17 protein-coding genes are annotated in these 25056 nt (G+C 58.3%); 9 read left to right on the forward strand and 8 right to left on the reverse strand.

Annotated features, from left to right (window positions below; genetic code table 11):
• Positions 1-93 precede the first annotated feature (93 nt).
• Positions 94-1455: a carbohydrate porin gene (locus QMX93_RS20695; RefSeq protein WP_212546309.1), complete on the reverse strand. Its 1362-nt coding sequence runs from the start codon at positions 1453-1455 to the stop codon at positions 94-96.
• A gap of 333 nt (positions 1456-1788) precedes the next feature.
• Between QMX93_RS20695 and QMX93_RS20700 the strand changes: the two genes are divergently transcribed.
• Together QMX93_RS20700 and QMX93_RS20705 are read left to right on the forward strand one after the other, a co-directional pair.
• Positions 1789-2019 carry a VF530 family protein gene (locus QMX93_RS20700; protein ID WP_008088485.1) on the forward strand — a complete coding sequence of 77 codons (231 nt, stop codon included), beginning with the start codon at positions 1789-1791 and terminating at the stop codon, positions 2017-2019.
• A 1-nt stretch (position 2020) separates the two neighbouring features.
• Positions 2021-2668 carry a Pr6Pr family membrane protein gene (locus QMX93_RS20705; protein ID WP_282357816.1) on the forward strand — a complete coding sequence of 216 codons (648 nt, stop codon included), beginning with the start codon at positions 2021-2023 and terminating at the stop codon, positions 2666-2668.
• A gap of 218 nt (positions 2669-2886) precedes the next feature.
• Here the strand turns inward: QMX93_RS20705 and QMX93_RS20710 are convergent, their stop codons facing one another.
• On the reverse strand, positions 2887-3675 hold the full coding sequence (locus QMX93_RS20710) for a siderophore-interacting protein (protein ID WP_282357817.1): 789 nt from the start codon (positions 3673-3675) through the stop codon (positions 2887-2889).
• The gene (locus QMX93_RS20715) at positions 3672-4247 is read right to left on the reverse strand and encodes a PadR family transcriptional regulator (protein WP_053123477.1); all 576 of its coding nucleotides are present in this window, start codon (positions 4245-4247) and stop codon (positions 3672-3674) included. The genes QMX93_RS20710 and QMX93_RS20715 overlap by 4 nt, the downstream gene beginning before the upstream one ends.
• A 533-nt stretch (positions 4248-4780) precedes the next feature.
• On the opposite strand from QMX93_RS20715, the gene QMX93_RS20720 reads away from it, so the two are divergent.
• From QMX93_RS20720 to QMX93_RS20740, 5 genes are all read left to right on the forward strand, one after another.
• Positions 4781-5272 (forward strand): CS1 type fimbrial major subunit, encoded by a 492-nt coding sequence (locus QMX93_RS20720; protein WP_159815105.1) that lies wholly within the window; start codon positions 4781-4783, stop codon positions 5270-5272.
• A 109-nt stretch (positions 5273-5381) separates the two neighbouring features.
• Positions 5382-7904: a CS1-pili formation C-terminal domain-containing protein gene (locus QMX93_RS20725; RefSeq protein ID WP_282357818.1), complete on the forward strand. Its 2523-nt coding sequence runs from the start codon at positions 5382-5384 to the stop codon at positions 7902-7904.
• Between the two features lie 72 nt (positions 7905-7976).
• Complete coding sequence (locus tag QMX93_RS20730) at positions 7977-8714, forward strand: molecular chaperone (RefSeq protein ID WP_282357819.1); 738 nt, start codon at positions 7977-7979, stop codon at positions 8712-8714.
• 33 nt (positions 8715-8747) lie between these two features.
• Positions 8748-9248, forward strand: a complete 501-nt coding sequence (locus QMX93_RS20735) for a CS1 type fimbrial major subunit (protein WP_053123469.1) — start codon at positions 8748-8750, stop codon at positions 9246-9248.
• 33 nt (positions 9249-9281) lie between these two features.
• Positions 9282-10529: a hypothetical protein gene (locus tag QMX93_RS20740; RefSeq protein ID WP_282357820.1), complete on the forward strand. Its 1248-nt coding sequence runs from the start codon at positions 9282-9284 to the stop codon at positions 10527-10529.
• Positions 10530-10583: 54 nt separating this feature from the next.
• On the opposite strand, the gene QMX93_RS20745 is transcribed toward QMX93_RS20740, so the two are convergent.
• The 3 genes from QMX93_RS20745 to QMX93_RS20755 form a co-directional block, all read right to left on the reverse strand.
• Complete coding sequence (locus QMX93_RS20745) at positions 10584-15677, reverse strand: NEL-type E3 ubiquitin ligase domain-containing protein (RefSeq protein WP_282357821.1); 5094 nt, start codon at positions 15675-15677, stop codon at positions 10584-10586.
• 114 nt (positions 15678-15791) lie between these two features.
• The gene (locus QMX93_RS20750) at positions 15792-18905 is read right to left on the reverse strand and encodes a transglycosylase domain-containing protein (RefSeq protein ID WP_282357822.1); all 3114 of its coding nucleotides are present in this window, start codon (positions 18903-18905) and stop codon (positions 15792-15794) included.
• Positions 18906-19213: 308 nt separating this feature from the next.
• Positions 19214-19672: a transposase gene (locus QMX93_RS20755; RefSeq protein ID WP_282357823.1), complete on the reverse strand. Its 459-nt coding sequence runs from the start codon at positions 19670-19672 to the stop codon at positions 19214-19216.
• A 628-nt stretch (positions 19673-20300) separates the two neighbouring features.
• On the opposite strand from QMX93_RS20755, the gene QMX93_RS20760 reads away from it, so the two are divergent.
• Both QMX93_RS20760 and QMX93_RS20765 read left to right on the forward strand, forming a co-directional pair.
• Positions 20301-21722: an amino acid permease gene (locus tag QMX93_RS20760; protein ID WP_053123460.1), complete on the forward strand. Its 1422-nt coding sequence runs from the start codon at positions 20301-20303 to the stop codon at positions 21720-21722.
• A 220-nt stretch (positions 21723-21942) separates the two neighbouring features.
• The gene (locus tag QMX93_RS20765; protein ID WP_282357824.1) at positions 21943-22305 is read left to right on the forward strand and encodes a polysaccharide synthesis protein GtrA; all 363 of its coding nucleotides are present in this window, start codon (positions 21943-21945) and stop codon (positions 22303-22305) included.
• A 36-nt stretch (positions 22306-22341) separates the two neighbouring features.
• Here QMX93_RS20765 and QMX93_RS20770 read toward each other — a convergent pair whose 3' ends face one another.
• Both QMX93_RS20770 and QMX93_RS20775 read right to left on the reverse strand, forming a co-directional pair.
• Positions 22342-23961 (reverse strand): FMN-binding glutamate synthase family protein, encoded by a 1620-nt coding sequence (locus QMX93_RS20770; protein WP_282357825.1) that lies wholly within the window; start codon positions 23959-23961, stop codon positions 22342-22344.
• A 109-nt stretch (positions 23962-24070) separates the two neighbouring features.
• Positions 24071-24859 (reverse strand): LuxR C-terminal-related transcriptional regulator, encoded by a 789-nt coding sequence (locus tag QMX93_RS20775; protein WP_282357826.1) that lies wholly within the window; start codon positions 24857-24859, stop codon positions 24071-24073.
• Positions 24860-25056 lie beyond the last annotated feature (197 nt).

The raw sequence follows: 25056 nt of genomic DNA on the forward strand, positions 1-25056 counted from the left end.
GCTCGCGATAGCGCTGTTTCAGTCACTGGAGATGTCGCCTGAAACACCGCTATCGCGAGCAGGCTCACTCCTACAGGGGATCTGTGTGGTTCTTTAGAACGAGGACTGGATCTTGATCCCGCCGATCAGGGCGTCGTCGACGTCGTTCACGCCACCGGGGTGGCGGATGTATTGCAGGTTCGGACGTATGGTCAGCCAATTTGTTACATGCACGCCGTAATACAACTCGGCGCTGTATTCGGTGTCTTGCGGTGGCAAGAACGCCGGATCGTCATAGTCGTAAACGGCATTGGCCTGATTCGTCGCTTCGGCGTTTTTGCGGTACGCCGGGTTGACGTGCACGCGGGCGAGGGCGAAACCGATGTCGTCCTTGGCGCGCGCGTCGAACGGGCCTTTGTAGGTAATGCCGGCCTGCACGTAGTTGTCGATCGCGTTGGTTTTCTTGTCGTGCATCGTGCCGTTGGCGAACACGCTCAAGCCGCGACTGTTGTCACTGGCCACACTGGTGACTTGCTGCTGAATGCCCAGCCACACGCCGTGTTTGCTCGACGCACTGCGATAGGCTTCGCCACTGAGGGCCGCCGGTTGGCCGTTCTGATCTTTATAAGCGTCAGTGGCTTTGGCGTTGCTGTAGTAGTAACCGGCGCGGTATTCGCCCGGCAGGCCGTTGAGCTTCGGCGTCCACACCAGTTCGATCGGCAGGATTGCGCCCTGGGTGCCGCTGCCGCTGAGTTTGAAGCCGTTGCCGCGATCGAGGTTCGACGGGTTCTGCTCATAGGCACCGACCTGCGCGTACAACTCTGGGGTCAGGTGATATTTGACGCGCAGCGCCCACTGACTGACCGGCCAGTTGTACCAGATGCCGCCGACCCAGTTGCCGACCTGCGAGCCGCAGAACGCGAGGTTCTGGAAGTCGCACGGGAAGCTGTTGAAGTCTTCGCCTTCGCCGAAACGGCCGACTTTGATGTCGAGTTTCTGATCGAAGAATTTCTGCTGATACCACATCTGCGTCAGGCGCGTGGTCTGGCCACGGCCCCAGACTTCCTGGGCCGAAGTGAAGCCGCCAACGCGCGGATCGTTGATGCGATCGTTGCTGATGTTGTTGCCGCTGCGTTTGGTGATGGTCAGTTGAAACTCGGCATCGTCCCAGCCTAGGATCTTTTGCAGATCGAGGTGCGTGCCCAGACCGAACTGATCGCTGTAACGCGCGGTGCGGTCATGGTCGTAACCGCCGTGCAGGTTGCTGCCCATTTCGCCGGTGTAATCGAGTTTGAAGTCGTAGCCTTTTTCCGAGAGTTCGGTGCGCGTGCCGTTCCAGTCACCGAGCATGTACGGTGATTCACTGTCGAACGCGGGAGCCGCTTGGACGCAAGTGGCGAGGCCAAGGGCGGTGCAGCCACCGATGGCGCGCAGGGCTGAGATAGCGCTGTCTCGGGAGAAGGAAAAATCGGGCATGAATAAGTCTTTTTTTGGTGTTTTCGGGGTGCAAATTGAGCGCTTCAATATGTCGCAGGCAGTGAAGCGATTCAGCTGAAGGGCGGCAGGATAATGATCTGTAACAAAAAGACAAAGGCCTTTTGTGAACATGCATCCTTTCAGATTTGGTAACAGTGCGAAAAGATCGCAGCCTTCGGCAGCTCCTACATTGAAATGCGTGCACCAGTAGGAGCTGCCGAGGGCTGCGATCTTTTGACCTTGACCTACATTTGAAGGAAGCCCTTCCACCGAACCACCCCCTCGGCTAAGGTGCGCGGCTTCCGCATTTTTCACTTCGCCCAAAGGCCTGGCATGAACGACCAAACCCCCGATCCGCTGCACGGCGTCACCCTCGAACAGATCCTCAACGCTTTGGTGACTCATTACGAATGGTCGGGGCTGGCCGAGCGCATTGATATTCGCTGCTTCAAAAGCGATCCAAGCATCAAGTCGAGCCTGACGTTTCTGCGCAAAACCCCGTGGGCGCGGGAGAAGGTCGAGCGTCTGTACGTTAAGTTGATGCGCACCAAGCGACCACTCTGAGATGGACGCCGTCTGGCGCCATCGCCTGATCACCTGCGCGGCCGTATTGGGTTGGGCGGGGTTGGCTATTCAGCTGCACCTGATTTTCTTCGCACGCTTAAGCGTCAGCGCCAGTCTGTTAGGCGGGCTGGTGAGCTTTTTCAGTTACTTCACGATATGGACGAATACGCTGGTGGCGACGGTGCTGACGTGTGCAGTGACCGAGCGTGAGTCCGCTGCACGTCGCTGGTTTCTACAGCCGTGGGTGAGCAGTGGGATTGCCGTGAGCATTGTCGTGGTCGGCCTGGCCTACAGCATTTTGCTGCGGCATTTGTGGCACCCGGAAGGTTGGCAGTTTGTTGCCGATGAATTGCTGCACGACGTGATGCCGCTGCTGTTTTTGGGGTACTGGTGGGTGTGCGTGCCCAAGCGCACGTTGCGCCTGTGGCATCTGCCGCTGTGGCTGATTTATCCGCTGGTGTACTTCATCTACGCCTTGCTGCGCGGGCATTTGCTCGGCGCGTATGCGTATCCGTTCATTGATGTCGCGGTGTTGGGTTATCCACAGGTGTTTATCAATGCCGGGGGGATATTGCTGGGGTTTGTGGTGATTGGGTTGCTGGTGATCGGCCTCGACCGCTGGCGCGCAACCCGATCTTTAGATCAGTGATGAACCGGTGGTAAATGAGAAACCTGTGGCGAGGGGATTTATCCCCGTTGGGCTGCGAAGCGGCCCCAAAACATTCTATGAGTTGTGTCAGGTAATCCGCAGTGCCCGGTTTCAGGGCTGCTTCGCAGCCCAGCGGGGATAAATCCCCTCGCCACAGGTCATCACTAACCACAGGTGATCAGCAGAAACAGGTAATTCCCAGCCACAGGGGATTTGTGTCACTCATCTTCAGAAGTGCCCTCAGCGCGCCAGTAGCCGACGGCTTTGATCAGTTGTTCATCCAGCCCGTGCTCATCAATCAGCACCCGGCGAATCTGCCGTGACACCTTGGTCTCCGTCGCCACCCACGCGTACTGATTGCCCTTCGGCACCTGCAACTGCTTCACGGTGGTCAGCAGGTTATCCTGGCCGCCCTCACGCAACACCCAGATCACATTGACCTGCGCCGCGCTCTCCAGCACTTGCTGTTCCGCACCGTTTTCCACTTCGATCACCACCAGCGCTTTACGATTCGCCGCCAGCCCTTCGAGGCGGCGGGCGATGGCGGGCAGGGCGGTTTCGTCGCCGATCAGCAGGTAGCTGTCGAAAATATCCGGCACGATCATCGAGCCACGCGGCCCACCGATGTGCAGGAATTGTCCCGGTGCAGCTTGCTCAGCCCAGGTCGACGCAGGGCCGTCACCGTGCAGCACAAAATCGATGTCCAGTTCCAGTGCATCCAGGTCGTAACGGCGCGGCGTGTAATCGCGCATCTCAGGCTTCGGCCCATCGTCCTTGCCGGCGCCGAGCACCATGGTTTCCAGCGCGGCGGCCTGCTCGGCGTTCTGCGGGAACAGCAGTTTGACGTGATCGTCCGTGCCCAGGCTGATAAACCCGGCCAGCTCAGGCCCGCCGAGGGTGATGCGGCGCATGCGCGGCGTCAGGTCAACCACGCGCAACACTTCAAGCTTGCGGCGTTTGATTTCGTGCATCACGCGGTGAATGGTTTGGGTATCGACTGCAGTCATTCGGCTTTCTCCGAGGCAGGTTGAACGGCGGGGCCGTCGACGATGGCTTTCGCGGTGTCGTTGAGCAGGTCACGCACACGCAGGATTTCTTCCGGGCTCCAGCGGCCGTGGTGCATTTGCAAGGCGTGGCGCAAGTTGTGCACCGCTTCGTGAATTTCGGCAGGGCGGTCATGGCCGCGCAGCGAACGTTTGCTGACGTCGATGCGCATGCGCACGCCATCCAGCGCCACGGCTTGTTCGCTTAAAGACAAACGACCGGCCTCGGTGACGCTGTAGCGTTTTTTCCCGCCCTCGGCGTCGCCAGCGATCAGGTCGCTTTCTTCGAGGAAGGTCAGGGTCGGGTAGATCACGCCGGGGCTCGGGCTGTAGGCGCCGTCGAACATGCCTTCGATCTGGCGGATCAGGTCATAGCCGTGGCACGGCTGTTCCGCGATCAACGCTAACAGCAGCAATTTCAAATCGCCGGGGGCAAACACCCGTGGGCCGCGGCCGCCGCGTTCGCGACCGGGGCGTTTTTCGAAGCCGTCACGGCCGTCGCCATGTTCGCGGTGGGGGGAATGATGGTCTCTCATTTCAGACTTCTCTCGTCGTGTTTAGATACAACTTAAGATATATCTTATGGCCTGATCAAGCTGAAATGACCAACGGTCGAGCTGTCTGCACGAGCGCGCAGCTGGCGCAAGGGGCAATTGGGCAGGATTTTTTCGCGGCGCCGGTAACAATAAATGCCTATACAACTTTCAGTTAGTTTGGTTAATTACTCTAAAGCATCGATCACCTCCTTATTTTGTTGTGCGTGTAGTTTGGTTCTTACAGAAGTTGCATAGCCTGCCACTTTTTCATTTTGTCCTGATGTAGTACCGGTCTTACAGTTGCTCAGGTGTTTTTCTTGAAAGTTGCTTTTTTTCTTTCAAGTCAAATAGCACTTGGGCTACGCGTGCGTCAGAAACGGCCTGCTTATTTCGTGGTGGGAATAGCGGAATATTCCCCGGCGTTGAACGTCCACTTTCTTACATGTCTGAGCCCAGCTGGCTTTGTTATTCAGACCTGTAATGAGGTGCAGGACTTCAGCCAACTCCCACAACGAAATGACAGGAAGTTAATCATGCTCAAGCAACTTGCAATCGCTACTCCTCTGGCCATGCTGACACTGGGTGCTTCGGTGGCCTTTGCGGCTGAAGAATCGCGCACCGCCATCAATATCGTCGCGGACATTCCGAGCAAGGTGTTCCATGCACAGCCGGTCGATCCGAACTTCGGCAAAAACGAAGAAATGCGCTACGTCATCGGCGCTGGCACGTTGTCCCCGGTGCGCGGTACCTATGACATCCAGCACACCCAGGGCTCGGTCGGTGCTTACGTTGAGGGTGGCCCACAGCCTCTGTTCAACGGTGCCAATACCATTGCGCTGACGTACACCTTCAACGGTAAAACCCTCACCGGCGCGTCTGAAGAAGTTGTCGGCGACACCGAATCCAACGGCGGCATGCGTGCTGATCTGGTGATCACCGCCGCCAAACCGGCCGACGGCCAATCCGGCCTGTACACCGCCACTCCGGTGGTGATGTTCGACGCCATTCCGCGCATTACGCAATAAAGCGCTTTCGACCACTGTCAGTCTTTGGCAATGGGTACGCCCGGCCGGTCGCTATTTATTAGCGTTCGGTCGGCGTTTGGCCGATCAAACAAAAAGAGTAACTAAGTTCATGTTTCCGATGACACCCATCGCGGCAGCGCTTGCACTTTTTTTATGTGCCAATGCCTTGGCTGCGCCTACGGATGACCGTCATACGCCACGTAACTTGCTGGCGCAGGCAAAAGGGTTGCCGAGTGAATTCGAAGAGCACTTCTTTGATGTGCCACTTGCGGTGCGTGTGGAGTTGGACCAACAGTTTTTGGGCGAAGCGATGATTGTTTTATCTCGCGATGATCGCATCACCCTGCTCGAATTTACCGAGAGCACCGACAGTAACTTCACTGCCATCGAACGCGATGTCTGGGCCGACTATCTCGGTCGGGGTGTGCTGCTGGGCAACTGTCAGGGCAGTTGCCCGGCGCAGATGCTCGCCGTGCACTACAACCTGGAAAATTCGCTGGTATCGATCGTCACCGAGAATGCTGAGCGCGATAGCCAGGCGCCGCGCTATTACCTGCAACCGAAGTCCGGCAGCACCGGGTTGATCGTGCGTAACCAGCTCAACCTCAACGGCGGTCAGGATCAGGATCTTGGTGGTCGTTACGGCTTGGTCACCAGCAGCAGCCTCGGCAATTGGACACAAAGCCTGAACGTACAAATGGCCCGTCTGGGCGGTTCGGATGAGCAGATGTATCACGCCGTGCAAGAGCTCTACAGCCAGAAAGAGCTGCAGGGCAGTTTTGTTCGCCTGGGCTATTTTATGCCCGATTCCGAAGGCCTGACCCGCCAGCCGCGTTCGTTCGGTGTCAGCCCGGACACGGCGGTGGGCGCCATGTACGGCAGCTCCGACAGCCTCGCGATCGACAATCCGAAACCCAGCGTTTATCCGCTCTACGTCACCGCGAACCGCCAGGCTTCGGTGGAGATTTATCGCAACGGCATGTTGATCAACACGCAACCGGTCGACGCCGGTCTGCAAACTCTGGACACCCGACCATTACCCGGCGGCATCTATGAAGTTGAAGTGCGCCTGATCGAAGACGGCCAGATCACCTCCACCACGTCCGAGCTGATCTACAAACCGAACAACTGGCGCAATCATGACGAGCGCTGGCGCTACAACGTGTTCGCCGGGCGCGAGAGCAAATTGTGGAGCAACTGGGACGATCAGGCGTCCGGCGGCATGACGGCGGGCGCAGCGTTCAACTACTTGCTGCATCCACGGGTCATCGTCGGATTTTCCGGGCGGCAGATCAGCGAAAAACTGCAGTACGGCACCTCGATCGACTGGACGCTGGCCAACAACACCAGTGTGTTCGGCAATGTTTACCAAACCGAAGACCACGGCACCGGCCTCGATCTGCAAGGCATGTACAGCTACGGCTCGGGCAGTATTTTCCTGACCCACAACCGCAGTTGGCTCGATACCACCAACACCTACGAAACCCTGCCCGACGGCACGCGAGTACGGCAGCGCAACGTGTTCATCGGCCAGACCAGCAACTCGGCGCTGTCGGTCAATCATCGGGTCAGCAACAAAAGTTCGATCAACGCACGGGTCTCGCACAGCGACGGCAATATCGAAGGTGTCGGTCTCGATCTCGGCTGGACGCAGCGCGGCGAATTGTTTGGCAGCGATGCCAACTGGCGCTTCTCGGTGTTCGACCGCCCGGGCAGTTTCAGCAGCGGCGATGCGCGCAATCGCGGGGTCGACCTGAGTGTCAGCCTGGCGCTGGGCGGGCCGGGCGAGCAGATTTCCGGCAGCCTTGGCTCGCGCACTTCACGCGATGGTGGGCGTGACAACAATGCGTCCGTCACCTATCGCAAAGACTTGCAGGATCACGTGCTGCAAAGCGTCTCGGCCACGGCGATCACCGACACTTACGGTCTGGGGCTTTCCGGGACTAGCAGCTTTCAGAGCGACGCAGTCAACGGCGACGGCTTCATTCAGCGCTCGTCGTATAACAACAATTTTTCCGGCGGTTTGAACCTCGACAGCACCGTGGCGCTGAGTGGCCAATACATCGCCATGACCAGCCAACACGATCGAGGTGGCGCCGGGATGATCGTTGATGTCGAGTCTGATCTGGACGACATCGCCCTGCGCGCCGATGACTTGAGCGGTGGCAGCGCCAACCTGCGGCCAGGGCGAAACTTCATCCCGATCACCGCTTACAAAAACGGCACGGTGAGCTTCGATTTCGAAGGCAACGACGTCCCGGCTGCGGCGATCCAACCGGCACGCACGAGTTACCACTTGAACAAGGGCGGCGTGGACTATCGAAAAATCCGCGTGATGAAAACCCTGACCGTGCTTGGCCGCTTGATCGACCCCAAAGGCCAGCCGCTCAAGGGCCACCACATCATCAACCACGCCAGCCGTGGCGTGAGTGAAGTCGACGGATTCTTCTCGATGGAAATGAACGCCGGAGCGCCGACCCTGGAAGTGCGTCAGGGCGATCAATTGCTCTGCCGGTTCCGTTTGAACACCGATGCCGCCCGGGTGGAAAACAACGTGCTGATGATTGGTGATTTGCGCTGCACGCCGGATACGTTGGCGGACAACGCTATTGCTCTTGAAACCGCAGGTTGATCAGACCTTAAACCCGTCACTCGCTGTGACAGCCCGTTGCGGCTGTGTTGAAAATACAGAGGCAAATCGAACATGAAACGTTTGTTGGCAATTGGTTTTTTCTTGTGTGCACCCCTCGCTTTTGCCGCTCCGCAGATCAATGTCGGCGTGGTCTACGACTATCTGGATGCTGACAAGAGCACTTATCTGAAGCGTGTGTTCAACGGTGGTGACAGCACCGCGTTCATCAAAATCAACATCCTCGAAATGCTCTTCGACGAGCAAGGCAATGCCCGTGAAATTCCATTGCAATCCCAGGCCGGTGCCACGGCACGCGACGGTCTGATGGCCAGCCCGGCGCGGCTGATTGTGCCGGCCAACGGCACTCAAGGCACGCGCTTGTTGTACATGGGCGAGCGTGAAAAGGAGCGTTATTTCCGCGTCCGTTTTGTGCCGGTGGTGCCTGAAGCCGCCGACGAATTTGCGCTCACGGATGAAGAGCAGGCCGACTACAAAAAAGACTTTGCCGCTGGCGTTACGGTGCTGGCCGGTTATGGCACGGTGTTCTTTGTCCGCCCTAAAAACACCCGGTTCGACAGCGTGGTTGATGACGGCAACGGCCACTATCAAATCCGCAATAACGGCAACAGTGTCGTGGTCATCGACGAGTTCAAGGACTGCGTCGTGGGCAACGAGCAGGACTGCCAGCCGACCACCAAACACCACATTCTCGCCGGTCGCACGTTCCGCTTCGACAAGCAGGCGGGGCGCCAATACCGCTTCACCGTGATCGAAGGCGCGGCGAAAAAGAAAGTGGAAGTGAAGGGTTAGGGACAAGGCCGATCGAATGGCAGAGGATCAATCATGAACAGGCGAAAGATTGCGCTGGTGACGCTGAGCGGCTTATGGCTGATGTGCACTTGCGCCCATGCAGCCCGCGAAGCGTATGAGTTTGACGTATCGGTGAGCATCCCTACTTCCAGGTTTCATGTGCTGCCGGCCGATCCCGGATGGATCAGCCGGGAGCAGCGGTTACCGTGGAGTTTGCTCAATTCGACGCTCGGTGGGTTGCGCAAGGATTTTGATGTGAAGAACGAGGGGGGCGCGATCGAGGCACGTCTGGACGGTCTGGCGTATCTGTCCAGCGGCGAGTCCGGCCACGAGATCGAATTGCAGGTCGTGTTCAACGGCAGAGAACTGAAAGTGGGCGAGGCGGTTGAAGTGGTGTCTGCGGCGGACGGTCGGCAGGGTCGCCGGGTGTTGCTGGAAATCACTCCACAGCCCCCCGGAGATGGCGTCTACAAACCGGGTAAATACTTCGGCAACGTCAACATGATGTTCAACGCGATGTTGCCGGGTGCTTGATGACCGGTTACCGGGAATGAAGGGTGAGGGATCATGATCAATCTATATCGAAGTTTGACCGTCATGCTGATGGCGGGTCTCGCGACGTTGCCGGCATCCGCGGCCGTCAAAGAAATTGAAGCGTTGTTTCGGCCTGACTCGGCCAATCCGCAAAGCAACGAGTTCATCAACCAGACGCCTTCAGAGGGCTTTTGTCTTCAGTTGCCCAATCAGTGCAAACCCGAGGGTCTGTTCAGTTTGGTCGCGCCCATTGTTTTTAATGCCAAAGAGCCCATCCGGGCTTTTCACACTGATCCACGTCAGGGAGGGATGGCCAAGGTACCTTCCCATTGGCAGCGGATCGTGGTCACCCACGAGTCCGGGGATACGGACGTGCTTGAAGTACGCATTGCCGGCATTGGGCATGAGGCAGGCCTGTTCGAACCTGTCACTGACATTGTGGAGAAGCAGGCGGGTACCGACTTTTCGCTGGCATGGAGCATTTTGTGGACGGGCGGGTCTTGGCGGGAAGCACCGGCTCCGTGTTTGGGTGTGGGCAGTGCGACAGCGGGGCCTGTTGGCTACAACAGTTTCTGGAAGGTTCCGGTGAACGCCGGAGTGTGCGCCAAACAGGCGCGGTTTCTGATCCCTGCGTTTTATTTTCGCTACTTCGTTTACGGCTACCAACTGCGTACGCCTAACCCGCTGGCCATGAAGTCCGGTCGATATCTTGGCAGCATCGAATACACGGTGGGGCCGGGCAAGGATTTCGATATGGGCGATCTGATGATGCCTAATGACAATCTGCTGCAGTTGAACTTCACCCTGACGGTGGAGCATATGCTCAAGGTAGAAATTCCCCCGGGTGGCAACAAAGTTGAATTGACACCTGAAGGTGGCTGGCAGGCCTGGCTCAATCAGGGGCGCAAACCGACACGATTGTTCCGCGATCAGACCTTTAATCTGTGGACCAGCTCGCAATTCAAAATGCAAATGCAGTGTCAGTACACGCTGGGCGATACCTGCGCACTGCATGAGCCGGATGGCCACGCGGTGCCGCTGCAAGTCGCTGTGACGTTGCCCTCAGGCCTGACCTCCGCAGGCAACCGTCCTGTGATTCGGCAACCTTTGCGAGTGAGTGGCGTGGGCACCGAGTTATTCGAGCCCGGTATCTACATTGATCGCAAACCCGGGGTGCTGCACTTCGGTGTTGAACAGGCTGATGTCGAGCGTATGTTGTCCAGCGGAGCTTCGACTTACAAGGGCACCGTCACGGTGATCTGGGATTCCGAGGTCGGCTGATCAAGCGAGCCGGTTGGCAATGGGAGGGCTGCCCGCCAACCGGTTCCCGCAGGTTCAGAGCACGGCTTTTTCCAGCGCATCGCGCGTCTGCTGACGGGCAAGTTGTTGCTCCTGATCGCCCAGATCGGTAATCAGGCGATCATACAAGGCATCGGGCATTGGCTGGCCGGTCAGCACTTGGTCCTTGGGCACGCCAACCCTTCGCGCCAGATCCTTGAGCCTGTCGCGTAACGCGGCTTTTTCCGGATAGGGATCCATTGAGCTGGCCCACTGCGCCTGCACGGTGCGCAAGTCGTCCAGTTCCGAGGCTTTTTCCTCGAAGCGGACTTTATTGGCGTAGTACTGGTCGGGGTAGGCCTCACGTAGATAGTCGCTCCAGAACGGTTGTTCGAGCATGCGGTTGACCAAACCGTCGCCAGCTTCCATCGCGGTCACCGTTTCGAAAGCCAGGTCGATTTTCGCCTGATCGACGCCCGCCGTAATCCGAAACAGCATGTTCTGCGATTGCCACGGCAAATCCAGGCGCTGGGCCAGACCCGTCTGATAGGCCAGATAGACCTCAACGACATCAGGATTGCCGCCACGGCTTTGAATGTCCGCCTGGGCGACATCATCGACATGCTCCAGACGTGCTGCACCCCGGGCCAATACCACCAGTTTTCGTTCAAGTATTTCTCTGGACGTCGACGACAGCCGGGCCTCGGCTGCCATCACCTTGATCCCCATCTGATTGAACACCTGCGCCCCGGCGTCCCGGCAGTTGACGGGGGCGATGGCCATTTCGAACAGCTCCTGACGCAAGGTTTTATCAATGTCGATGGCGTGGATCATTCGCCAGACGCGGTCGCTCAACTGTTCCAGTGCCGAGCCACCGGCACGATAGTCGGCGGACTGGGTCAGGTCATTGATGATTTTGAAGAAACCCCTGGAATTGGGTTCCGAAGCCAGATCGGGCCAGGCCTCCGGGCGGTAAATGCCCAGACCGGGTATGCGTGTGAACAGCGCGTCGGTCTTTAGAGGCCAGCGCCCGAGCATGTCGGTGGTCGCGGCTGACCCGACATGCTCGGGAATCAGCCCTACCGAGGTTCGGTAATGCTCGTAAAGGACGCGATTGACCTCGGACAACTCGTTGGCCATCAGGCGAGTTCGAGCGACGATAAAGGCGTTGTTGGAGCCCGGCACCACCTGCGGAATTTCATTAATAGGATTGCCCAGCATGTCGAGGAAAAACTGCTTGGGCCGTTGCTTCTTGAACAGACCTTCGGGCCAGGCCGTCAGGCCGGTATCGTTCAGCGACAAAATGCTCAGGCGTGGCATTCGACTCACATCGGGGGACAGGCCCAGCGGATTTTCATCCAGACGCAAGGTTTGCAGGCGTGTGAAGTTTTTCAATTGTTCGACGGTTTCAGGCGTCAACTCGATCCGGTTACCCGACAGGCGCAGGGTTTCCAGCTGGCGCATTTTGCCAATGGTGGCCGGCAGGCGTTTCAGGTCGCAGGTTCGCGCGCTCAACTGGCGTAAGTGAGGAAAGTCTTTGAGCAGCCCCGCAGCCCCTTCAGAGAGTGGCACGTTGTCGACTGAAAGGGTGGTGACCTGATCGAGATAGGATTTGATGTCGGGTAGCTTTTTCCACCAGTGTTCGAGGTTGTAGCGACGCAACTCCGATGAAAGATCCAGCGTATAACCGGCTTGCGGAGCGATGCTGCGTTCGCCGAAAACCACGGATTTTCGTTCGAAGCAAGCCATCAACCGTTCAGTGAGGTGCAGGCCTCCATCCAGCGTGAATGCCAGATTGTGCGTACCGCCATTGCCCGCGTTCCAGTTGATGACCTCCTCGAAGCGCCACGTGTCGAGGATGATGCGCAATGTGTCGAGATCATTTTCGATGCGACGGATACCTGACTCTGCGTCACCCTCGGCGCTCAGGGCTCGGGAAAACCCCTGCACTTCGTTTTCGTTGAGGTGTGGATAAATATCCTGGATGCGTTGCTCCACAGACTCTCCGACCCGCGAATAGCCAGGGCCGCCCAGCAAGGTGATGGTTTCGGTAGGCGTGACGGTGCTGATCGGTGGCGCGGCCAAAAGGCTGCGGCGTACGCTGGCCGCTTCGGTTTTGGCCATGATCCACTGTTTGAAACCGGCGGCGTCATCGAGTCGATAACCCAATGCCTGGCGCTGTCGAGCGGGCAATGCAGTCAGGATCGCTTGAAACAGGTCGCCCGCTTGTTCCTGCAGGGGCTGACCCTGGACGTCATGGGCCAGGTATTTGAAGTCGTGATCTTTGACCAGTGTGCGAACAGTGGCCGCGTCCTCGGCACCCACGCTGCAAATCAATGTGCCCTGCGGCGACTGTTGGCGAACCTCGATACGCAGTTCAGCCATCGCATCGCTGTGGAGGCGCAGAGCGTTGAGCGCCAGACGTTCGGTGTCGGCGGTTGCCAGCCAATCGTGATGAAAGCCTTGCCAGGCATGGCGGGTAGCGGTTTCAAATTGCAGTTCACGGGCGAGGTGTTTCAGGCGCAACGGCAGGTGTTGATGTTGATCCATCAAGTCCAGCTCAGCGGGAGTTGCATGGCCGAGCAAGGTCTCGGCCACTGTCGCCGGCAGTTGCGAAAATGACTGTTCGAGTTGTTGTCTGGCCGGGCTGGCGGGGCTTCGCTCATGCTGGTAACGCTGATCGAACAGTGCCTTGCGTGAAGATCTGGCAGCGCGGGCGATGCGTGCTTGCAAGATTGCTTCACTGTCGACCGCCACCGGCGCGCCGTGGTGGTTCAGCGTGTCCATGACAATGCTCAATCCTTCACCGTTGGCGATTTGCTGGTCGCTCAACTGAACGACCAGTTTTCTTCCTTGAACGGTTTTCGCCGCTGACGATTCCCACAGCGTGAGGCCACGACTGTCGTTGACCCGCAATGGCACACCGGCGGGCCATAGCCCTTGCGCTTCGATGATCTGCAACTGACTGGCCGGGTCGCGACGTGCCAAGGCCTGCAGCGACGGATCGGTACTGGTGACCTGTTCAACAAATCCGCGCACATCGCGTTCGATTTTGAAGCGTTGCACGGTGTCCGCGAGCAGGGGCGGCAGTCCTGCATTGTCGCGATACATGCGACGCAAAACGCCAGGCGAGGTGCCGCTGGTTTGCCGGATCAGTTCCAGCTCTTGCGGGTCACTGAAGGATTGAACCGTGTGCCCGATTCGGCGCATCAGAGTCGCGTCATCCCAGTGCCTTGGTTCTTCGCCGTCGAGTACATAACTACCGGCACCGTTATCTCTGACTGATACTTCAAAGCCGTCCGGCCGCGTGGGATGACGCACAGTCAGCGCACCGGTCGTCGCTTGTCGGGACAATTCGTAATGATGTTCGTCCAGGCGCAGCAGGTTTTTGCCGTTGTGTTGATACAAGCCTTGGCCGTTATGCGGCAAATCCTGCGGCACGGCACCTTTATATCGATAAGGCTCAAGATCCGGTTTCCACAGCCTGGTCTTACCGTTTGGCAGCCGAACCGCTTTCAGACTCTCAATAAACGGTGAAACGGTGAAGTGGAAAACCGGTGCGAGCGCAACGCCCATCGCGAGATTTTCAATGACGTCGCTGAAATGCATCCACGCGGCTTGCCGATCACCCTCACTCCACTCCACCGCACCTTCGAGTGTTTCGTAGAGCAACTGCCCGGCCGTGACAACCAGCATCAATTCGCCCAGCCCGGGTACCACCAGGGCAAAGGCGCCGAGGGCGATAAAGCCGATATTCAGATAATTGGCCCAGCGTTCGGAGCGCGCTTTCGCGTCCTCGTCGGCGTTGGGTACAGCAAGGACTCTGGCGTCGCTGATCATTTGATCGAGGGCGGTTTCATGCAACACCGGCCACAGTTCGAAGTCCTCCCAAGGGCCTTTGCCCGTAAAGGTGCAGTCGCTGATGTGGAAGTTCGGCGACTCCAGCGGATCCTGACGAACTCCGAATTCGCGCGGTGGCGGAATGTCTACGTGCAGCACCAGTCGTTCGCCCAGTTGTACCAGCTCGTGATGGCGCCATTTCTCGACCAAAGTCCGTGGCGGGCCATCGCTGACGGTCTCGTTAAAGCGTCTGAAGTAATACGGCCTGTCCTTCTGCGCAACGAAGCGGCTAAAGAACAGTTGATACGACGTTGGCGAGCCGGCATCGGTGCTGATGTTGCTGGCGCGGGCGGTCAGTTGGCGGGTCAGTTCCTGTTGGAACGCCTCGAAGCTGGCGTAGCGTTTGACCGGATGTTCGGGGTCACCGGGGATCCAGGCGATTATCGACCCGGTGCTGTAGCGATGTAACTCGCACGGAATGAACAACACGCAATCGGTCAGGCGCAATCCCATGATGCTCAAGCCGCAAAAGCGCAGTTGTTTTTTGCCGTCCATGACGACGCTGTCCCCCTTGACGACTTTCATCAACTGATTGTATTCGGCCTGACCGATGTCCTTTTTGATCAGCGCCAGAGAGGCTGCAGTCTGCAGGGATTGTTTGTAGTAAGCGCCGTTGATCTGCCGCAGCAGGTTTTCGACGAGACGGTTGCCGGGCGGGCGCAGAAAATCCTTCAGGTAGCGCTGGTATTGCTCGCCGATATTCAGACGCCGGCACAGACGGGCAAACACGTCGACACTCACCGGCGTATTGATCTGTTCGAAATGACCGTTGGTGTCCGGTCGAGTGATGAAACAGGAGTTCGGCTCGTAGAAGCCCGGCCGGGTCTCGTCGTATTCAAAGTTATGCAAAGCTGCTTGCAACAGTGACAAGGTCTTGACCGTCAACGCCTCGCTTTTGAGGCCGAAAATGCCGAGGCTTTTCGGCGCGTACAGGCGTAACCAGGTGTCGTCGGCATCCAGCCCCGGGTCGAGTTTGTGCAGCTCCGGTTCAAGCAGTTTTTTGGCAAATGTTTCGATGCTCTGGATTTTGTCGAACAGGGCGTCCCGTTCGTTTTGTCGCAGGTGCAAGGCTTCGATGGCGGGCTTGAGCAGGGTTTGCTTATCGGCGGAAGCCTTGGCGAACCAGACCGGCAGTATCGGCCGGATCTCGCGCAGTTCGGCCCGGCGTTTTGCCGAGGCCTTGATCAGCACGTGGGGAATGGCCTTTTTCAAGGTCTCGAAGTGAATACCCCGAGCACGGGAATCAGACATGCGCAAAATCCTTTTGGCGTAGAAAGGATGTCAGTTTGCGCGGCTGCTCAGGAGGGCATGCGATACATAGTTATCGTTTGTGTATCGCAGTGTTTGCGGGATTTACCGAATATTTCAATTGCGCTGGGCGACGACAGGCACCTCGCAGCGGGTGTGGGAGTCAGGCTGCAGATACGGCGACAGAATCGGCGCCATGCCTTTGAGCACCTGCACGGGCAGCGCCGAGGTGAACTTGAAGTTCTCCGCCGAACGGCCCGGCACAAACGCCGTCAGCGTGCCGAAATGATGGTCGCCGATGTAGAACACGAAGGTCGCGGTGCGGTTGATTGATTTCGAGCTGAGAATCCGCCCGCCCGAGCCAATCGCTTCGATGCGGTTATCACCGGTGCCGGTCTTGCCGCCCATGACCAACGGCGTACCGTCGGCGGTTTTGAAACTGCCGGAAACACGCTTGGCGGTGCCGGAGTCGACTACTTGCGAGAGCGCCTCGCGCATGGCCGTGGCGACCTCGGACGGCATCACCCGTTTGCCGACGTGAGGGTCGTTGGTCACGAGGGTTTCGTACGGCGTGCCGGCGGCAAAATGCAGGCTGTCGATGCGCAAAGTCGGCATGCGCACGCCGTCGTTGAGGATGGTGCCGATCAATTCGGCCAGCGCCGCAGGACGGTCGCCGGAGCTGCCGATCGCGGTCGCCAGCGATGGCACCAGGTGGTCGAACGGGTAACCGACTTTCTGCCAGCGCTGGTGAATTTCAAGGAACGCTTCGATCTCGAGCATGGTGCGAATGCGGCTGTCGCGCGCGCCTTTGTGCTTGCTCTTGAACAGCCAGCTATAGACTTCCTGACGCTCAAAGTGACTGGCTTTGACGATCTGACTGAAGGTCGCGTCCGGGTTGTGCAGCAGGTAGCCCATCATCCACAGATCCAGCGGGTGCACCTTGGCGATGAAGCCCTGATCGGGCAAATCATAGCTGCCCGGGCCGTAGGAATCGTAGAGGCGGATCAAGCGATCATCGGTGAGTTTTTCGTTGAGCTTGGCGCCTTTGAGGTGAGCGCGGACGAAGGTGTTGAAGTCTTCCTGACTGGCATCCGGCAATAGATAGCGGTGCACGGCGGCCATGCGGATCGGGGTCGGGCGCATGCTGTCGAGGAAGGTTTCGAGGCGCGCCTGAGTGTCTTTGTTTTTGTACTTTTTCCAGAACTTGAGCTGGAACGCGGTGCCTTCGCGGTCGGCGAAATTGGCCAGGTATTCCTGACGCCGAGGGTCGCGGTCGTCCTTCAGCAATTCGGCGCTGCTGTTCGGGCCGGAGTAGGTGACGTAGCGCACCACATCGCGCATCAGGCGAATGAACGGCAGGTTGATCGACTCGCGCAATGCATCGCGCAGGGTCGGCAGGCGGCCGTTGTCTTCCTTGCGAAAGTTGTGGAAAAAGTGCAGCCCGCCGCCGGTGAAAAACGCTTCGCCGGGGCTCGCCGAGTATTTGCGATCAAGCGCGGCACCGAGCATTTTCGACAGGTCGCGATCCTTGTTTTGCACCAGATAATCGATGACCCAGCGGCTCAGGCGATCCTGATCCGGCACCTCGACTTTCTTCAGTTCCGGTACCGACATGCCCGCGTATTTGTCGTGCAGCTCGGAGATGATTTGCAGGTAAGTGGTCAGCACGCGCATTTTCGCCGTGGAGCCGAGTTCGAGTTTGCTGCCTTCATTAATGTCGAACGGCTGATCGGTGCTGTCGGTCTGGATGCGCACGCGCGAGCCATCCGGGGTCAGCTCGAACAGGGTGAAGCTGTAGCGAACCTGGGTGGTGCTGGTGGGCGTCAGCAGGCGTTCGCCCATCAGGCCGATTTCGGCGGCGAAGGCCGGGTCGGCGAGTTTTTTCAGGTACTCGGTGGCCTGCATTTGCAGGTCGCCTTGCAAGGTACTGGTGGCGGACAAGTCGAGACGATCGAGGTCGTACAGCGGACGGTTGAGCATGCTCGCCAAGCGACTGCGGGCGACGCTGATGCCTTTATTGGTTTCGATAGGCTGAATGGTCGGCTGGGTCTGCCAGTCGCGATAGATGACCTTGCTGGCGAGTGCGGCATCGGCCAGTGCGTTGTCGATAACACCGTTCTGTTTAAGCAGACGCAGGTGGCTGTCAGTGAGGTCGGCGAGTTCTTCGCGGCCCTTGGTCAAATAGTGCGAAGGACGGCGCTGGGCGATCATCAGCGAGAGCATTTCACGCAGGGCCAGACCTTTGTCGGCCATGGTTTTCGGGTCGGTGGCTGGGCTGTTGAGTTGTTCGTTGGCCTTGTTGAAATCGCTGCCGTACCAGACGCGCAAGCCTTCGGCCATGCCGTGCACTTCACCGTGCCCCGGGACTGCCGACAGCGGCACACTGTTGAGGTAATCGCGGACGATGTTCTGCCGCGAGCCCAAGGTGTCCGGGCCGTCCTGATAGGCGCGCACGCTGGCGGAAATCATCTGGCGGATCTTCTCGGCGCCCGACACGGTCAGGCCATCCGGCGAATGGCGGTACTTTTCCAGTTGTGTCGCCAGGGTGCTGCCGCCCGCTGATTGCCCGGGAAGATGGAGGAGTTTCGCCACTTGCGACCACGCCGCCATGCCGAAGCGCGGCCAGTCCACCGCCGGGTTGGCACGGGGTTGTTTAGGGTCGAGCAGAAAGCGGTTTTCAATAAACAACAGACTGCTGACCACCACCGGCGGGATCGCCGCGAAGTTCGAGTAGAGCTGTTGCGGATAGTTGTATTTGTACAGCGGCGCGGCGCGGCAATCGGTGATGGTCAGGCCGGCCTGAATTTTTTCCGAATAGGGCACGAACAGGCCCTTGCCGGTGTAGCTGAGCAGGGCGGGGGAGAAGCGGGTCTGCTCGGTGATCACGTAATTGCGCTTGAGCAGACGCGGCAGGAATTCATCGAGGGCGCTGTAACCCAGACGCAAATCGAAAGGGCCGTTGCCGGGGTAGTGAATCGCTTCACTGGGGCCCGGTTCCAGTTTGTAGGTCAGCGAGGCGGCGAGTTTGCTCAACTCACTCGACTGGAAACGCGAGGTGCGCATTTCCTTGGCCGCAGCCATTCCCACCACGATTGCAATAATCAGCAGCAATAACCAGAAAGCCTTCCAGCCATGCCGGGGACGGCGTGGTTTTTCGGGGACAGGCGCTTGATCCACACTCTCAGTCGGAACCACAGATTTACTCGAATCGGTTTGCCACAAAGCGCCCATAGTCGATTGATCCATTCACGCAGATTGATCGGACTTGTTTGAAGCTTAGACGGTGGTTGGCAGTGGTGAAAAAATTGTGACGGGTTGGGTGGCGAGAGTTGCTGAATAAATCTGGAAGAGCGGCAGATGGCTGTGAGGTTGGAGATTTTGTGGCGAGGGGATTTATCCCCGTTGGGTGGCGAAGCCGCCCCAAAACCAGCCAATGCAGTGTTTCTGACACACCGCATTGATTGGTTTTGCGACTGCTGCGCAGCCGAGCGGGGATAAATCCCCTCGCCACAGATTGTTTGAGTCGCTGAAAGTAAACGTTACAGCCAGCAGGCATCCCAAAGTGGATAGTCGCCAATTTTGTTTACCAAACCAGCCCGCAATGGATTGGCCACGATGTACCGGGCGAACGGCAGCAAATCCTCATCATTACGAATCGCACGGTCGTGAAAGCCACTCTGCCACAACGGCCCTTGTTTCCCGTTTTTCTGATTGACGGCCTGAGTACAGCGGGCCTTTATTGCGCCAATGACCTCCGCGAGCGAACCGCTTTGCAACTGCACCAGCCAATGGAAATGGTCAGGCATCACCACCCACGCAATGGACTCTACGCAGCCTTGGTCATGTGCCTTGCGAAGCTCTGCCACCAGCAATCGGCCTGTTTGCCAATCGGCGAAGACGGGTTGGCGCTGGTGAATGACTGAGGTGATGAAATAGGCGCGGCCGGGTTCGGAGAATCTGCCTTGGCGTAGGCGATGTGAGTTGGGTTGGACGGTCATATTGCTTCCTTGCATTGATTGATCACACATCAAGACTAGTGCCCGGTCGTCCGACTCGGATCTGCAATCCCTGAAGGAAATGTCTGAGATAAGTGCAGGATCTGTGGCGAGGGGATTTATCCCCGTTGGGCTGCGAAGCAGCCCCAAATCCAGACACCTCAATCCTTCTGTGAGAATGCATTTGCAGGTTTTGCGACTGCTGCGCAGCCGAACGGGGATAAATCCCCTCGCCACAAGAAACCCCATCTGCTGACAGAATGAACGAAGGCTGGAAATGGCCGGTATAGAGCTATCCATCCGTCAATATTGCCAAAGCAGGGACATGACGATGCACCAATGCTGTGCAATACTCGGCGCCTTTTTCGGCGGCGAATATTCCTACGCGAAGCAGGGAATGCCTCTCCGCAAACCGGGCTTTTGCCGAGAGTTGTCGCTGAATGTTGTGGTTTATAGAGTGAAAAGCCCTGCCCAAGGCTTTTTATACTGCACGCCCCGCTGATCTTGCAGGTTTTGTCCTACAAGACGCGTTTGCCCACGAGGCCGACGCGGTTTCACGGCAGCCAAGGCTTACCGGCCGACGTTGCGACACTCGGTGGTCATATCCAATAACAAGACGAGGTTGTACCCCATGCCAGTCGGCAATCACCTGCCTCACGGCGAAACCGCTCAGGGCGGTCCGCTCAAACGCGAACTCGGCGAACGGCACATTCGCCTGATGGCGCTCGGTGCCTGTATCGGCGTCGGTCTGTTTTTAGGTTCGGCCAAGGCCATCGAAATGGCCGGCCCGGCGATCATGATTTCCTACATTCTTGGCGGCCTGGCGATCCTGGTGATCATGCGCGCCCTCGGCGAAATGGCCGTACACAACCCGGTCGCCGGTTCGTTCAGCCGCTATGCGCAAGACTACCTCGGCCCATTGGCCGGCTTCCTTACTGGCTGGAATTACTGGTTCCTGTGGCTGGTAACCTGCGTCGCCGAAATCACTGCTGTAGCGGTGTACATGGGCATCTGGTTCCCCGATGTGCCGCGCTGGATCTGGGCCCTCGCGGCGCTGATCAGCATGGGCTCGATCAACCTGATCGCGGTTAAAGCCTTCGGTGAATTCGAATTCTGGTTCGCGCTGATCAAGATCGTCACCATCATTGCCATGGTCATCGGCGGCGTCGGCATCATCGCTTTCGGTTTCGGCAATGACGGCGTGGCGCTGGGCATTTCCAATCTGTGGGCCCACGGCGGCTTCATGCCTAACGGCGTGACCGGCGTATTGATGTCCCTGCAAATGGTCATGTTCGCCTACCTCGGTGTCGAGATGATCGGCCTGACTGCCGGTGAAGCGAAGAACCCGCAGAAGACTATTCCCGACGCGATCGGCTCGGTGTTCTGGCGGATTCTGTTGTTCTATGTGGGCGCGTTGTTCGTGATCCTGTCGATCTACCCGTGGAATGAAATCGGCACCCAGGGCAGCCCGTTTGTGATGACGTTTGAACGTCTGGGCATCAAAACCGCTGCCGGCATCATTAACTTCGTGGTGATCACCGCGGCGCTGTCGTCGTGCAACGGCGGCATCTTCAGCACCGGGCGCATGCTCTACAGCCTGGCGCAGAACGGTCAGGCCCCGGCCGGTTTCGCCAAGACGTCAAACAACGGTGTGCCGCGTCGTGCATTGCTGCTGTCGATTGCGGTGTTGCTCCTGGGCGTAATGCTCAACTATCTGGTGCCGGAAAAAGTCTTCGTCTGGGTGACCTCGATTGCGACCTTCGGCGCGATCTGGACCTGGGTGATGATCCTGCTGGCGCAACTGAAATTCCGCAAAGGCCTGAGCGCCAGCGAACGTGCCGGCCTCAAGTACAAGATGTGGCTGTACCCGGTCAGCTCGTATTTTGCCCTGGCGTTTCTGGTGCTGGTGGTCGGCCTGATGGCGTACTTCCCGGACACCCGCGTGGCGCTCTATGTGGGGCCTGCGTTCCTGGTGCTGCTGACCGTGTTGTTCTACGTGTTCAAGCTGCAACCGACGCAAGTCACACAAGGTGCGGCGCGTTCGGCTTCCTGATTCATAGCCTCTAAACAAAAGATCGCAGCCTTCGGCAGCTCCTACCTTGGAACGTGTTTCCTGTAGGAGCTGCCGGAGGCTGCGATCTTTTGCTTTCTATAAACGAGCGCCGCACCGCTCGTCGGAAAGGATCCTCTAACTGTAATTTCTGACAGTAGACCAAAGAGGGGAGCGGGCTTAGCGTGAGCCTCTGTCCAATCCTGGGTGGCGAGGAGCGGTTATGAAAGGACTCTCTGCATTGATGGTCATCGGCCTGGCCGATGCGTTGATCCACTGGCAGGTATTTTTCGTCATGTGCAGTGCCGGTGGCTTGTCCCAGGCGGCCAGTAACTTCGCTGCGTTTTGCGTGGCGGCGGCGTTCACGCTTTACGTGAACATGCTTTACACCTTCGAGACGGGAACGTCACTGCTCAGCTATCTGCTGTTCATCTGTGTGATGGCTGGCGTGAGTGTGGGCATCGGCTTGATTGGCGATGCTCACGCGCTGCACGGGCTGATCACAGTGGCGTCCTTTACCGTGCTGAATTTATTGCTCGGGTACTGCTTTTTCCGCTTTGTATTGTTTCGCGAGTATGAAATTTGAGGCGCCAGCCTGTGGTTAAGACTGGCGCATTCAACCTTATGCCGCTGCGATTTCATTCGGCTCAAAACTGTCCGCCCGCGCCATCTGCCACATCCGCGAATAGAATGCGCCGCTCACTTCGCCCGTGAGCAATTCACCGGGTTTCAAGAACACGTGCAGCTCGGAAAACAGCTTGATCTCGGTCGCCGACATGCGTCGCACCAGATGCTTGGCCGACAGTTGCGACGGATGCTCAAGCCCCGCCGCCGCGAGCATTTCCGCCAGCGCTTTCAGCGTGCTGCGATGGAAGTTGAACACCCGCTGCGCTTTGTCCGGAACCACCAGCGCACGTTGGCGCAAAGCGTCCTGCGTGGCGACGCCGGTCGGGCATTTATTGGTGTGGCAACTTTGCGACTGAATGCAGCCGATGGCGAACATAAAGCCGCGCGCCGAGTTGGCCCAGTCGGCGCCGATGGCCAGCACGCTGGCGATGTCGAAGGCGCTGACGATCTTGCCGCTGGCGCCGAGTTTGATCTTGTCGCGCAGGTTGAGGCCGACCAGGGTGTTGTGCACAAACAGCAGACCTTCGCGCATCGGTACGCCGATGTGGTCGGTGAATTCAACAGGTGCCGCGCCGGTGCCGCCTTCTTTACCGTCGACGACGATGAAGTCGGGGAGGATGCCGGTTTCCAGCATGGCTTTGGCGATGCCCATGAACTCCCAAGGATGGCCGAGGCAGAACTTGAAGCCCACCGGTTTTCCGCCGGACAGTTCACGCAGTTGCTGGATGAAATGCATCATCTCGATCGGCGTGGAAAACGCGCTGTGACGCGATGGCGACACGCAGTCTTCGCCCATCATGATCCCACGGGTTTCAGCGATTTCTTTGGTGACTTTGTGCTTGGGCAGGATGCCGCCGTGGCCGGGTTTGGCGCCTTGGCTCATCTTGATTTCGATCATCCGCACTTGTGAGTTTTGCGCTTGGGTGGCGAAGCGTTCGGGGTCGAAACGGCCATCGCTGGTGCGGCAACCGAAGTAGCCGCTGCCCAGTTCCCAGGTCAGGTCGCCGCCGTTTTCCCGGTGATACGGGCTGATGCTGCCTTCGCCGGTGTCGTGGGCGAAGTTGCCGAGTTTCGCGCCTTGGTTCAACGCACGAATGGCGTTGGCGCTGAGCGAGCCGAAGCTCATCGCTGAGATGTTGAATACCGAAGCCGAGTACGGCTGCGAGCACTGCGGGCCGCCGACGGTAACGCGGAAACTGTTCGGATCGCTCAACGGCGCCGGGCGCATCGAGTGGCCGATGAATTCGAAGCCGGACTGGTAAACGTCAATCAGCGTGCCGAACGGTTTGTCGGCGGTTTCGTTCTTCGCTCGGGAATAAACCAGCGAGCGCTGGGCGCGGGAGAAGGGCAGGGCGTCGCTGTCGGATTCCAGCAAATATTGGCGGATTTCCGGGCGGATGCCTTCGACGAGGTAGCGGATGTTGCCGAGGATCGGGTAGTTGCGGCGCACGGCGTGCGGGGTCTGCAGCAGGTCGAACAGACCGATCAGGCTGAGGACGCCGGTGACGGCGGTGATCGGCCACAGCCAGTCGTGGTCGAGAAAAGGCAGGCTGGCGAGGGTGAAAATCACGCAGACGGCAAAGAAGGCGTAGCGGCTCAGGAGTGACAGGCTCATACGGTTTCCTTGGTTCGGACTCAGGTTCAAAAGATCGCAGCCTGCGGCAGCTCCTACAAGTCAGTGCATGGCTTGCCCACTGTAGGAGCTGCCGCAGGCTGCGATCTTTTCAGGCGTTTTGTGCCTGAAGAAAAATCGAAAACAGCTCGGACTGGGATTTGATCCCCAGTTTGCTGTACATGTGTTTCTTATGGACTTTCACGGTTTCTACGGAGATTTCCAGCTTACGGGCGATTTCTTTACTGGAGCAACCGCTGAGCATCAAACGCCCGACATCCAGTTCGCGGGCGGTCAGTTGCGCGCCCTTGAGTTGTTGCACCGAAGTTTCCAGTTGCACCCGCCAATCGGCAGAGGCAGGCGCGCCGGTTTCATTGGTTTCATAGGGTAGACGCTGGCGCAACAGCGCGAGCATCCACGGCTGGATCAGTGACAACAAGGCAATCTGCTCGCTGCTGAAACGCTGTTTGCTGCCCAGCGACAGACACAACGTGCGATCACCTTCGAGCTGACAATTGAACTGGATTTCGTCGGCGACCACATTCAGACGAAAGTATCGCTGGTAATACTCGGTCTGCTCAAAATGCTCGGGCGCGACTTCCCACAGACGATACAACCCCGAGCGCGATTGCTCGCGACTGGCGATATAGAACGGGTCGAGCAGGTACACGCCGCGCAGGTAATCTTCGAACAGGGCGTCCGGGATACCCTCCACGCCGGGGCTGGCGGCGAACACTTGCGGGTGTTGGTCTGAGCTAAACAGCAGCGCCACCCAGCTATCGAACGGCATGTATTGCTCGAGCAAACGCACCAGTTGCGCCCAGAAATTCGGCTTGTCCAGCGCCTCGATCAATTGCCCGACGGCGCGGTGCCAGGTGATGTCGTCGAAGGAAAGTGTCATCGGTTTACCTTGAATGCCCGGCCGGATGCTGCTGCGCATACTGGCCCACAAGAGGCTGGTGGGCAAACTTGTCGGCTGGGCCGACGCCTTCGCGAGCAGGCTCGCTCCCACTTTTGAAATGCATTCCCCTGTGGGAGCGAGCCTGCTTGCGAAGGCGTCAGATTTGCCTATGAAGTCATCTTGAAAGTGGCGAGCAT

It is taken from the genome of Pseudomonas sp. PS01303 (genome assembly GCF_029959385.1).
Lineage (GTDB): Bacteria > Pseudomonadota > Gammaproteobacteria > Pseudomonadales > Pseudomonadaceae > Aquipseudomonas > Aquipseudomonas rustica.